Source organism: Sulfitobacter sp. (genome assembly GCF_036961165.1).
Taxonomy (GTDB): domain Bacteria; phylum Pseudomonadota; class Alphaproteobacteria; order Rhodobacterales; family Rhodobacteraceae; genus Sulfitobacter.
Window position 1 is genome coordinate 1 of record NZ_JBALVJ010000010.1, and the last position, 12,493, is coordinate 12,493.

The following is a 12,493-nucleotide window of genomic DNA, read 5'->3' on the forward strand; positions in this document are numbered from 1 at the left end:
GAAACTCCCGCAGAGCGTTTCAATGCATGTGTTGCGTCGATCAGTTGAGACCGCCCCCCATAGTTGCAGGTATTCTGCAATGCCACGAATGACTGCATTGTCTATTCTGTGAAACTCGCGCTGTTTGCTGCATGGAATAAACTGCGCTTTACACCGGTCTTGCTGCGTGGTGAAAACGATGCTGCGTTGAAGCTGCGACAGTCCGTCCGTCTAGAGGTGGTGCTGTTTGGCGCTATCTTAAAAGGTGTGGTAGATATCACCACATTGAGCGCGCCTGAAACGCTGGATCAAACTGCTGTGGTCATGGCATCGTAGATACCGAACACCTGAAGACAAATAATCTGAGGAGTAGTCAAATGAAACGCAGAGAGTTCTTATTCACGGCTTTTAGCGCTGCCGTTCTGGCCGCCCCAGCGCGTGCTGCAACAGCCCAGATGCAGGTGCTTAAGTCGCCAACCTGTGGATGTTGTAGGGCTTGGATAGCGCATATCGAAAACGCAGGTTTTGTCGTCGATGTGCAGGATGTGCCGCAAGATGTGTTATGGGCGGCCAAAGACCGCGCAGGTATCACCGCAGAGCTAAGTTCGTGTCACACCGGGTTGATTGAAGGCTATGTCATCGAAGGCCATGTTCCGGCGGCGGATATTCAACGGCTTCTGGCGGAGCGCCACGACACCATTGGCCTGACCGTGCCGGGCATGCCTATCGGGTCGCCGGGTATGGAAATGGGTGATCGGCGCGATGCATTCGAAACGCTGCTTGTTCTGCGCGATGGCAGCACTGTCGTGTTTTCAAGCCATACCTAGATCAAATCAGGGCAGGCCGCTTCTGATATTGGTCAGGTGAAAGCCTCAGACTGAGGTGGCTGGGTAGCCTGCCTCGGCAAGGGCAGCCTGCACTTTTTCAATTGATAAGGCGCTATCCAGCGCGATCTGTCTCGCTTCCATGTCGAAATGGATATGGGCTTCGGGGTCGAGGATAGTGATAGCCTTTTCTACCGTCGCCTTGCAGTGGCCGCAGCTCATATCGGGAATGTGTAATGTCGTCATGCGTTTCTCCTTTCCAACCATTTAGAGGTCAACACGTCTCAGACGCAATGCATTCGAGATGACCGAGACGGAGGACAGACTCATTGCCGCCGCCGCGATCATTGGCGATAGCAGCAGGCCGGTCACAGGGTAGAGCAGTCCGGCAGCGATAGGGACGCCAAGGCTGTTGTAGGCGAAGGCGAAGAACAGGTTTTGTTTGATGTTGCGCAAAGTGGCACGTGCCAGCTTGCGCGCACGCACGATCCCCATCAGGTCGCCGCCAAGCAGGGTGATGCCTGCGCTTTCCATCGCCACGTCAGCACCGGTGCCCATGGCAATGCCAACATCCGCAGCGGCCAGCGCGGGGGCGTCGTTCACCCCATCACCTGCCATAGCAATCTTGTGGCCATCCTTGCGCAACTGGTCGATCAGCTTTTTCTTGTCTTCCGGTAGAACACCTGCGCGGACCTCATCGATGCTCAGCCTTTCCGCCACAGCCTTTGCTGTGCGTTCGTTGTCGCCCGTCGCCATGATGACGCGCAGCCCCTGGGCGTGGAGTTCCTTGATCGCCTGAGCAGTGCTATCCTTGATCGGGTCGGCCACGGCAACGATCCCCACCAGCGCCCCGTCGACCGCGATGAACATCGCAGTCTTGCCCTCAGCGCGAAGCGCATCGGCCTGTGCCTCGGCCGCGCTCGTGTCCAGCCCCATTTCCTGCATCATCGCCGTGTTGCCAAGGGCGACTGCGCGTCCACCGATCTGTCCGCGCACCCCCTTGCCGGTGACCGCCTCAAAGTCGGTGGCCTCTTGCAAGACGGCACCCTCGGCCTCGGCCCCCTCCATGATAGCTTCGGCCAGAGGATGCTCGGAGCCGCGTTCAAGTGCCGCGGCCAGTGACAGCAGGTCTGCTTCGGCTATATCCTCCAGCGCCACCGTGTCGGTCAGCGTCGGCTTGCCCATGGTCAGCGTGCCAGTCTTGTCGACGATCAGCGTATCGACGCTTGCCATGCGTTCCAGCGCCTCGGCATCCTTGATCAGTACGCCCGCCTGCGCCCCGCGTCCCGCCGCCGTGGTGATCGAGATCGGCGTCGCCAGTCCCAGCGCACAGGGGCAGGCAATGATCAGCACCGAGACGGCCGAGGCGATGGCGAAGACCAGCGCCGGTTCCGGCCCGAAGATTATCCAAAGGGCGAAGGCAAAGATCGCAACGCCGACCACCGTCGGCACGAATATGGCCGAGACCTGGTCCGCCAACCCCTGGATCGGGGCACGGGATCGCCGTGCGTTCGACACCATGGTTACGATCTGCGCCAGCACGGTATCAGCGCCAACCTTGCCCGCTTCGATCACCAGAGAGCCGTTCTTGTTGATCGTGGCCCCGGTCACATCATCGCCGGGGCCTTTTTCGACGGGCATCGACTCGCCGGTCAGCATGCTTTCGTCCAGAGACGACCGCCCCTCGATCACCGTTCCGTCCACCGGGACCGCATCGCCGGGGCGTACGCGCAGCCGGTCGCCTTCCATGATATTTTCCAGCGGTGCATCGTACTCATTGCCGTCCGGCAGGATGCGCCGCGCGGTCTTTGGCGCGAGGTCCAGCAACGCGCGGATCGCATCGCCTGTGCGTTCGCGCGCGCGCAGTTCAAGCACTTGGCCAACAAAGACCAGCGCCACGATTACGACGGACGCCTCGAAGTATGTGCCAACGCCATGGCCCATCCGATACTGTTCAGGGAAAAGGCCTGGCAGGAAGGTTGCGAAGATCGAATAGAGGTAGGCGGCCGACACGCCAAGGCTGATCAGTGTCCACATATTGGGCGAGCGGTTCACGAGCGAATCCCAGCCGCGTTTGAAGAACGGCCATGCCGCCCAAAGCACGATGGGCGTCGCCAGCACGAATTCCAGATAGCTGGCCATCTGATTCCCGATCCAGTCGCGCACCGGCAGACCGACCAGCCCGCCCATGGTCAGGATGATGAGCGGCACCGCCGCCGCTGCAGAAATCCACATCCGGCGGGTGAAGTCGGTCAGCTCCTCGCTGGGCTCGTCCGAGGGCAGCATTGGCTCCAGCGCCATGCCGCAGATGGGGCAGGCTCCGGGCGCGTCGCGGATGATCTCGGGGTGCATCGGGCAGGTGTACTGGACGTCGGCGGGCGCGGCCTTCTTCTTGCCCGCGCCGCGGCCCGACGCGTAGTGCCACGGGTCGGCCTTGAACTTCGTCTGGCATTTCTCGGAGCAGAAATGGAAGGTCTCGCCCTCAAACTCCGCGTGTCGCCCGTCGGGTTTGACCGCAACTGTCATCCCGCAGACCGGGTCCTTTGCCGTGTCGGCTCCCGCCGGGATTTCGGGTGCCGTGTGAGGGTGATCGTGGTCCATGAGGTGCCAGCCTTTCAGTTGTTTCTCAGCCTAAGGCTTCCAGTGGTTGGAAGATCAAGCCATTTCTCAATGGTCATCGTGAGCGCCTTCTCTGGCGGGATTGCGCGCGAGGAAAACGCGCACAAACAGGAACACCAGCGCCATGCCGACGATGCCGATCACGACGATCAGCGGGTCGGACTGCCACTTCATTGCAGCGAAGGCGGCCAGCACCACAGCGTCGAGCGCGATGGCCGTCAGCAGCACCCAGCCCTGCGCGCCGATCTCCGCACGCAGATGCCGCAACACGCCCAATTGGATGATCATGTCCATCACCAGGTAGAAGAAGGCGCCAAGCGAGGCGATCCGGCCGAGGTCGAAGAAGACCGTCAGGAAGCCCGCGATCACGACAGTGTAGACGAGCGTATGGTCCTTGATCGTGCCCGGCATTCCAAAATGATTGTGGGGGATCATCTTCATATCGGTCAGCATCGCCAGCATCCGCGAGACTGCGAACACGCTGGCGATCAGACCCGACGCAGTGGCGACCAGCGCCAGCGCGACCGTCAGATAGAAGCCAGTTTGTCCGAGAGCTGGCTGGGCCGCTTCCGCAAGCGCGTAGTCCTTGGCTGCCACGATGCGGTCAAGCGGCAGGCTGGAGCCGACCGCGAAGGCGACAAGCAGATAGACGACCACGCAGATCGCGATGGACAAGACGATGGCCCGGCCGACGTTGTGGTGCGGGTCGGTGACCTCTGCGCCGCTGTTGGTGATCGTGGTGAAGCCCTTGAAAGCAAGGATCGACAGCGCGACCGATGCCACGAAGCCGGTGGTGCCCGCATCTCCACCCGTCGCCTCAAACGACAGACCGCTGGCCCAAAGCGCAGAAACGCCAAACAGCGCGATGCCGCCCACCTTCAGCACGGCCATGACGATGGAAACCAGCCCGACTGAGCGGGTGCCCGAGGCATTCACGAGATAGGCGAAGACGATCAACCCGACGCCCAGGGCCGGAACAAGAATGCTGTCAGCATCGCCGCCGAACGCCCGGAGCGTGTAGCTGCCGAAGGTGCGGGCGACGAGACTTTCGTTGATGACCATCGACAGCGCCATAAGGAGCGAGGCACCGGCCGCGACTGTCGTCGGCCCGTAGGCTTTCTCCAGGATCATCGCGATTCCGCCCGCAGACGGATAGGCGTTCGACATCTTGATGTAGGAGTAGGCGCTGAACGCGGTCAAGATGGCACCGACGACGAACGAGAGCGGAAAGAGCGGCCCTGCAAGCTCTGCGATCTGGCCGGTCAACGCAAAGATACCGGCGCCGATCATCACGCCGGTGCCCATGGCCACTGCGCCGGGTAAGGTGATGCTGTTTTTCTTGTAGGCGTCCGCCATCAGAGTTCCTTTTGGGTTTTGCGTCGAGTCGCGATCCAGAGCAGCGGCAATCCGGTGACCAGGCCGAGACCAAGCACCGCCCAAGTCGCCCGCCCGAGATCTCCACTGACCGCCTCGCCACCGAAATGGGCGAGCAGGAAGCTCGCCGGAACGATGCCCGCCAGCGTCGCAAGCGCGAAGCACCAGGCGTGCAGTCGGCTGAGCCCCGCCGCGTAGCTGATCATGTCGAAGGACACGAAGGGCATCAGGCGGCTGGCAAAGACAGTTGCCGTCAACGCGGTCTGAGAGCCGAGCAGACCGGCATCGACCGAGGTCCCGAACACCCGTCGCAAGACATCATGCCCCAGAATGCGTGCCAGACCGAATGCGATCAGCGCCCCAAGCTCTGCGCCGATCACGACCTGCACCGTGCCCCAGAGATGTCCGTAGGCGGCCCCGGCGGCCAGCGCGATGGGCGCGCTCGGGATGGGGCTGGCCACGACCGCAACGGTCATCAGCGTGACGATCACGACAGGCCCCCAGAGGCCAGCGCGCGCGACCAGCGCCTCGAGACGATCACCGTCCATCAGCCCGCGCGCCTCTGCGAACACCGATGGCGCGAACTGCCACATGCCGAGCAGGGCGATCCCCAGGATCGCCAGCGCCGCGAGGATGGCGGCGCGCAGGCTCATATCAGATCGCCTCGACGGCCTTCGCCAGAAGGTCGCGGACCTCTCCCGCAACGACCGTCAGCTCAGCATTTTCTATCGCCTGCATCGACGCCACCGGATCGATGGCGCTGACCTCGACACCGCCCTCGACCTCGCGCAGGATGACGTTACAGGGCAGCATCGCGCCGACCCGTGGCTCGATCCCGATCGCCTGATGCGCCATCTTCGGATTGCAGGCACCCAAGATGCGATAGGCTGGCATTTCGATGTCGAGCTTCTTTTTCATCGTCGCCTTGACGTCAATCTCAGTCAGGACACCGAAGCCGGTGTCCGCAAGGGCCGCTCGGGTGCGGGCATCGATGTCGTCAAGTGTGGCGCCTTCGAAAATGCGGTTTATTGTGTAGCTCACTAAAAACATCCTTATTTTGCGGGTGAAGGGCGATGAGTAGGCGAGGCACCACTGAAATCGGCTTTGCGCGCCCAAATCAGATGCGACGGTAAACAGTTCGCGCCTGAGTCTCTGTGCAGCAGGCTATCGTATCTCAGTCCTGCCGCCTTGATGCAGATCAAGGCCTTTGCCCCGTTTCCATCCTACACTGACACACGCAATAGGCGGCTAGCGTTGATGCCGTGCAAAAGGAGTCGCAGAATGGAATTCAAGAATAGGGCGATTGCCCCGACGGCCGCGGGCATACTCTACACGACCGCCACCGCTGCCATGGCACAGGTCGGAGAAATCCCAGAGCGTTTTGGCCAGTACAATCATGGACATGACATGATGTGGGGCAGCAACCAGTGGGGAGGCTTCGGTATGGTCCTTGGGCCAATATTCATGATCCTGATTGTCGTCGGGATCGTCGCTGCGATCATATATCTTTTGCGCCTGTTTGGTGCGGCTGGACCTGCCACCAGCAGTCACGACGCGCATGACCGTGCCTTGGCGCTGCTGAAAGAACGTTATGCCAAAGGTGAAATCGACTCAACCGAGTTTGCCGAGCGCAAGAAGCTGCTGGCTGACTAACCCGCTTTCTTCGTGTTGGTTCAAGCCTCGCGACACCGTGGCGATTCCTGTCATTGGCGCGCGGGGCTTCAGCCTGCTGTTGCCTTATGAAGCGCCGGATCATACGCCTTAACTACAGAAGTGGCTTGCTATGGCAACGCTTCCAACCAAGCCTTGAAAGATCAGCATGAAAAGACGCCAATTCCTGACCTCAACCTCCGCAGCGATCATGACTGCGGGTGTTGTGTCACCAATGTTCGGCCAGCGTGCATTCGCGCAAGGCCAACCGGCTTTGATGCGCCTTGCGATGCCGCCGCTTCTGGACACGCGTCCGACTGGCCGGTTATCGCTGACAGCAACGTCAGGCAGCAGCAGCTTTTCAGGCGGGCCCGCGACACCGACCGCAGGGTTTAATCAGGGTTATTTGGGGCCGACCATCATCATGCAGAACGGCGATCTGGCGGCCGAGGTGCAGAATAACCTTGATGAACCCATTAGCGCGCATTGGCACGGCCTTTTGGTACCCGGTGAACATGACGGCAGCCCGCATCTTGCGATCGCACCTGGTGCCACATGGCAACCCGAAATGATAATTGCGCAGGATCCGGCAACCGTCTGGTATCACTCTCATATCCATGAACGCACCGCAGAACAGGTCTATTTCGGACTGGCCGGGGTTATCCATGTGACAGACGGGCAGGACGATGCGCGCGGTCTGCCGTCCGCATATGGCATCGACGATCTGACGCTTGTTGTGCAGGATCGTCGGTTCGATGCCGCCGGGCGCATGGTCTACGACCCGTCCAGGATGGACATAATGCACGGGTTTGCCGGAAACCGGATGCTGGTCAACGGTCAGGCGGGTGCCACAGCGGTCGTGCCAGAGGGGTTCGCCCGCCTGCGCCTGCTGAATGGCTCGAATGCGCGCAACTACGCATTGTTTTTCGACGATACGCGCCCGATGCATCTGGTGGCGACAGATGGTGGCTTCTTGCCAGCGCCCGTCGCATTGGATGTGCTGCGCCTTGCACCCGGAGAACGGGCCGAGGTTCTTGTCGATTTCTCGGATGGTGGCACGCCCGTACTGATGAGCGATCCTGACCAAGCCTACGGTGTCATGCAGTTCGCCACCGACAACGCGCTGCCCGCGCGGATCACCCGCCTGCCAGAGCAGTTGGATGGTGCGCCCGAAGATCTAACCGGGGCCAAGGTCGCGACGCGGCAGGTCTCTCTTGATATGGGCATGGGCGGTATGATGATGGGGGGCGGTGGCTTTGCTATCAACGGGCGCCCCTACGACATGGGCCGGATCGATTTTGAAGTCTCCCTCGGGTCGGTAGAACGCTGGCAAATCCGCAGCACCATGGTCGCGCATCCGTTCCACATCCATGGCGTACGCTTCCGGGTGGTCACCGAGAACGGCGGCCCCCCGCGGCCCGAAAACACCGGCTGGAAAGACACTGTGCTTGTGACCGGCGAGGCTGAGATCCTCGCCCGGTTCGATCAGCCCGCAAGCCGCGACACGCCGTTCATGTTCCATTGCCATATCCTTGAACATGAAGATGCAGGCATGATGGGGCAATTCACCGTCACCTGACGCCCGCGCTGCGCGGACCGCCACAAAGAAGCTCCGAGAGTGCCTATGACAAAGTCCCTTCTTGCCACCGAACCGCAACTTCGCCTTGCCGTTTTTCTTGGTGTTCTGGTCGCGATGGCCCTTTGGGAACTCGCGACACCCCGGCGAAGGCAGGAGATTCCCCGGGTGATCCGTTGGACGAATAATCTGGGCCTCGTGGTGATCGATACTATTGTGTTGCGATTGAGTTTCCCGATCCTTGCGGTCGGATTGGCCGTGATTGCGCAAGACCATGGCTGGGGACTGTTCAATATCATCGAAGCGCCGGAGTGGGTTGCGGTTCTCGTCTCGATCATCGTCCTCGATCTGGTCATTTATCTGCAGCACGTCATGTTCCATGCTGTGCCCGCGTTGTGGCGGCTGCATCGGATGCATCACGCCGACCTCGAGTTTGATGTCACCACGGGCCTGCGCTTTCATCCGGTCGAAATCCTACTGTCGATGGGGATCAAGTTGGCGGTGGTCGTGGCATTGGGGCCACCCGCCGTTGCGGTACTAATCTTCGAGGTTTTGTTGAACGCAACTGCGATGTTCAATCACTCCAATATTCGGCTGCCAATGCTTGTGGACCGCTTCCTCCGCTTGATCGTGGTCACGCCAGATATGCACCGCGTCCATCATTCGATCATACCGGAGGAGACGAACAGCAATTTCGGTTTCAACCTCCCCTGGTGGGACAGACTGCTCGGGACCTACAAGGCGCAGCCGAAAGCTGGGCACGAAGGCATGACGATCGGGATCGAGCAGTTTCGGACAGGGCGCGACCTGTGGCTTGACCGGATGTTGGTTCAACCGATCAAAGGCCCGGCAAGCGGCTATCCGATCAATCGTGAGACGCAAAAGAAGCCTTAATCGGAGTTGTCGCTCGTCGTGTTCCGACCGCCAACTGTCTAAAGTGTTTTCGGGAAAGCAGAACGACAGACACGGTGGACTTTCCTGAACGCCGTCCGGTGCGACAAACTTGCCGGTCGTTGAGTCCCCACCAGTGGAAGAACGCTTGGTCGAACGATAACAAGTCCCATCCCAGAGCTGACATTGGTGCAAGTGCAGCGAAATATCGCTTTGTCCCGCACAGCAGACCTTGACCCTGACCGTGCCGAAGGTCCGATTTTGGTCAGTATTGCGTGACGCCGCCGCCTGATAGTATTCAGAGCCCCCCAGCGATCGAGTCAAAGGTGCGCGACGTCCCACACCTCGATTAAGAGAGAACATATCAACAAAAAGTAAAAGGCAGATCCTGAGGATCCGCCTTCTTTGGTTCTATAGCCTTACAGACTGCAAAGTCCGATATGACGCTATTTCGATCACCAGCATTCAATCACCCGCAAAATTCACCAGAAAACCCGTCTTTTGTCGTAAAGACGGACTTTCGATGTCGAACATCATGACAACAACATGTCGGGCCAACCAATAAATGACCACTAACGGCTTCAAAAGCACTTAAAACTTAGCGTTTATGGCCGGTTTGGCGATGGAATTGACCATTTTACAACCAAAACGTGGCCATTATCACCCGGCAGAAACAGATCCTTTTGCATATAAAAAGGGCCACCCTTTCGGATGACCCTGAGTTGAATCGAGACTGAAATCGCGTAGGCTCCATTATGTTAAGTTAGGACAAGCTCCGGAATGTCCGATGTCCGAAAGAGCTCGATCCCGAACTCTGTTCGCAGGAACACGGGTTTTACCCTTGCCCGCTTTAAATCCCGGATAACGATACCAATCGCTATATCTCGTCCCGTAGCGATCCGGCCCGTGGTCGTGAACATCTGCAAGAAACATTCAACGTCTTCGGGCATGAACCGCAAGAATGAATGTTTGCCGTTTGGACCCTGCACACGAACGGAGCGCAATACGTCCGGATGCTCGTGCGCCAACGCCCACCCGGACGGGATTGGGATTTGCAGTTTGCCGAACGCGGTCGTCGGACGCATCCCCGTTAAAGCATTTACGGACACAGTCTTTACCTCGTCGGGGTCAACGTAAATGGCCTTCAAACCCTTTTCGCCAGTGAGCCGAACCACTCGATTAAGGAAACCACCCAGCATTAAATGCAAGATCTCCCCGTTATTGCGGCGCGACTTCTCTGCTGCCTTTGCAATAGGAACAAACCCGTCCGATATTGCAGTCACCGGGGTCGCGCAGTCTTCGAGAAGCTCCAAAAGCGAGGTGATATCCGCCTTGTTCAACGCCTTGCGGGTCCGGCCAGGACCATCGAGATAGTCGTCGACCAACGGTGAGATGATACGTTCGTCGACAATTTGGTCTGCCTGGGGTCGTGACGCATTCAAAAGCTCAGGCAGTTTGATGACAGTAACGGTCCGCAGTGCCTTCGCTGCAAGCGCCCTGCCCTGTTCCGCGTCAAATGCGAAATTTGGATTCTCAGCCTCGTCCAAAGGAACAAGGCCATGGGAAACCAACAGGTTCCTGAGGGTACGACTGTCGAAGTTCGCCTCAGACGCAAGCGAGGTGGCCGTGTGCAGGCGGCGTTCCGCAAGTGCTTCACCAAAAACCTTGTGACCAGACCCAAGTGCGAAATGTCCAATGATGAACGCGCGCATGATGCGTTTGATGTCGCCTGGGTCTTTGGTTCCCTTTCCGAATGCCAGCCATTTAAAAAGACGTCCGAATACCTTCTGCGGACCCACATTTGTCGCCGTGCGCGGATGTGCTCGAAACATCTCCTCGAGCCCCTCCAAGACCCCCGCCTCTCCTTTAGACGTGCATTCGAAGCCAGTACGACCAGCGGCATCCCATTCGTCCGGTGTTGCGGTTTGAAGGCTCTTGTCCGGCCCGAATAATACGACCATGCCAAGCATCTCAGTCGTGCGCCACGCCTGTTCAATCGTTTGAGAGTCAAGCCATGCCGACCCGCGTTCACCCGACAATCGCGCGACGATGTAAGACTGGAGCGGTGACACCGCACGAACCGATTGATTGCTGGCGAGATCCTTCAATTCTTGCCCTTGCTCGGGAACCCGATCCGTCATGATGTGCAATTCGTCAGACCAATTCGTCTTGGCCCGTGCAATCAGTGGCAACCCATGTTCGGGACAGGTGCGAACAACAGACAAGGTCCAGATCCAGCGGCCACGACGCAATCTTGGATCGCCATAGGTCACGTCATCGTCAGCGAGGCAGGCAGGGCAGAATACCGTCGCAGGACGCGCCATGAATTCGGCCGACACCTGCGATCCCCGCAGATCATAGGCACGCTTCGCAACGCGAATGGCTGCGTTATGCGAAATGGTCGTGACGGGCTCTCCGGCAACCTCAGCCAGCGCCTCGATAGCTTTGGCTTCACCACTCATCAACTCCGCTGACTTGATCCGGATGTCTTTTAGAAAGGGTAACAACGAGCCCCCAGTGTGTTGATAGGCAAGCCGCGCAGTAAAGGATTGGGGTGTCTCGGTCGGATCGAAGCGGAAGTGGGGAAATAATTGTGTCATCTGAATTCTCCTGTTCATTTTGTGGTTCAAGCAGCCTGATTGCGAGCTGTGAGATTGATCTGTGACCATTTCGGCGCGAGGAACACATTCTTGCCGGGTGCACAGCCCTCTTGCATTGCCCAGGCTTCGGCATAGTGATCCGGCGTCAGTGCCTGATGTCCTCGTGACAGCGCGACCTCGATGGCGTGGACCGTGAATTCAATGCAGCGCCCGAAGCGGCCACGGCTTGCGTGGATAAGACGCGGCAGCAGATCTTCGGTCATCGAAAACTGCAAACCAACACGGTCGCAATAGCCGTCGATGATCGACGTTAGGTCGTCACCATGGGATGCCAGCGTGACGCGAGGCAGCTCAAGCTTGGCATAGCGCCGCTTAACCTGATCATCGTATGAAGCAATATCCCACAGTGCCTCGACGCCGCTCAGCACAACGATAACGGCGCCATCCCCCTGCATAAGCGACTTCAGCATTCTGAGAACTCTGTTAACCTCATGCCTTGCGTCACTGTGGAACAGATCGTGCGCTTCATCGATCCAGAGCACAGCGGTCCCCAGGGCCTTGAGACGATTTCTGACGAGGGTCCAAATGTCCCATACGGGTTTGCGTTCAGCAAGCTCCGGGTAACCGGTTTGGCTCAAGATAGCGCGGCCAAGGCTTTTCAGCGTGGCGGGGCTTGGAACACTTACCCCAATCCACGGCCGCAAAGCGCCGGAACTGGCCTCAAGCGCGGGATGGCTGCGCAATGCCTTGTCGACCAGTGACGTTTTCCCTCCACCGGCACCATCGATAAGAATGATACCACGTGTCTCCCCTGTGCGCGTAAAGGTGACGGGCTTGCCCGCTTCGTCCGGAACCGGACTGAACGTGATCAGCCGGTCCAGATACTCACGGAAGACTGCATCACGCTCACTTTGGACGTAAATATCGCGCAGGGATTTAACCGCATCTTGAACGACAAAGTTTTGATTTTCATAGGTCAT

Annotated in this window: 12 protein-coding genes; 5 read left to right on the forward strand and 7 right to left on the reverse strand. The window is 58.9% G+C overall.

The window, feature by feature from the left end:
• Window positions 1–108 precede the first annotated feature (108 nt).
• The gene (locus V7730_RS06990) at window positions 109–315 is read left to right on the forward strand and encodes a hypothetical protein (protein WP_335746880.1); all 207 of its coding nucleotides are present in this window, start codon (window positions 109–111) and stop codon (window positions 313–315) included.
• 41 nt (window positions 316–356) lie between these two features.
• Complete coding sequence (locus V7730_RS06995; RefSeq protein WP_335746881.1) at window positions 357–806, forward strand: DUF411 domain-containing protein; 450 nt, start codon at window positions 357–359, stop codon at window positions 804–806.
• 45 nt (window positions 807–851) lie between these two features.
• On the opposite strand, the gene V7730_RS07000 is transcribed toward V7730_RS06995, so the two are convergent.
• The 5 genes from V7730_RS07000 to V7730_RS07020 all read right to left on the reverse strand — a co-directional run bounded on the left by V7730_RS07000 (window position 852) and on the right by V7730_RS07020 (window position 5,837).
• Entirely contained in the window at window positions 852–1,049 is a 198-nt protein-coding gene (locus V7730_RS07000) for a heavy-metal-associated domain-containing protein (RefSeq protein ID WP_335746882.1), read from the reverse strand.
• Between the two features lie 21 nt (window positions 1,050–1,070).
• The gene (locus V7730_RS07005) at window positions 1,071–3,404 is read right to left on the reverse strand and encodes a heavy metal translocating P-type ATPase (protein WP_335746883.1); all 2,334 of its coding nucleotides are present in this window, start codon (window positions 3,402–3,404) and stop codon (window positions 1,071–1,073) included.
• Between the two features lie 66 nt (window positions 3,405–3,470).
• Window positions 3,471–4,778, reverse strand: coding sequence for an APC family permease (locus V7730_RS07010; protein ID WP_335746884.1), 1,308 nt, complete (start codon window positions 4,776–4,778; stop codon window positions 3,471–3,473).
• The gene (locus tag V7730_RS07015) at window positions 4,778–5,449 is read right to left on the reverse strand and encodes a TVP38/TMEM64 family protein (RefSeq protein WP_335746885.1); all 672 of its coding nucleotides are present in this window, start codon (window positions 5,447–5,449) and stop codon (window positions 4,778–4,780) included. Before V7730_RS07015 ends, V7730_RS07010 begins: the two co-directional genes overlap by 1 nt.
• Before the next feature lies 1 nt (window position 5,450).
• Entirely contained in the window at window positions 5,451–5,837 is a 387-nt protein-coding gene (locus tag V7730_RS07020) for a DUF302 domain-containing protein (RefSeq protein WP_335746886.1), read from the reverse strand.
• Between the two features lie 240 nt (window positions 5,838–6,077).
• Here V7730_RS07020 and V7730_RS07025 point away from each other — a divergent pair, with 240 nt between their 5' ends.
• The 3 genes from V7730_RS07025 (at window position 6,078) to V7730_RS07035 (ending at window position 8,916) form a co-directional block, all read left to right on the forward strand.
• On the forward strand, window positions 6,078–6,449 hold the full coding sequence (locus V7730_RS07025) for an SHOCT domain-containing protein (protein WP_335746887.1): 372 nt from the start codon (window positions 6,078–6,080) through the stop codon (window positions 6,447–6,449).
• 166 nt (window positions 6,450–6,615) lie between these two features.
• Entirely contained in the window at window positions 6,616–8,025 is a 1,410-nt protein-coding gene (locus V7730_RS07030; protein ID WP_335746888.1) for a multicopper oxidase family protein, read from the forward strand.
• 45 nt (window positions 8,026–8,070) lie between these two features.
• Window positions 8,071–8,916 (forward strand): sterol desaturase family protein, encoded by an 846-nt coding sequence (locus tag V7730_RS07035; RefSeq protein ID WP_335746889.1) that lies wholly within the window; start codon window positions 8,071–8,073, stop codon window positions 8,914–8,916.
• A 755-nt stretch (window positions 8,917–9,671) separates the two neighbouring features.
• On the opposite strand, the gene V7730_RS07040 is transcribed toward V7730_RS07035, so the two are convergent.
• The gene (locus V7730_RS07040) at window positions 9,672–11,513 is read right to left on the reverse strand and encodes a TniQ family protein (protein ID WP_335746890.1); all 1,842 of its coding nucleotides are present in this window, start codon (window positions 11,511–11,513) and stop codon (window positions 9,672–9,674) included.
• Window positions 11,514–11,539: 26 nt separating this feature from the next.
• The gene (locus V7730_RS07045; RefSeq protein ID WP_335746891.1) at window positions 11,540–12,493 is read right to left on the reverse strand and encodes a TniB family NTP-binding protein; all 954 of its coding nucleotides are present in this window, start codon (window positions 12,491–12,493) and stop codon (window positions 11,540–11,542) included.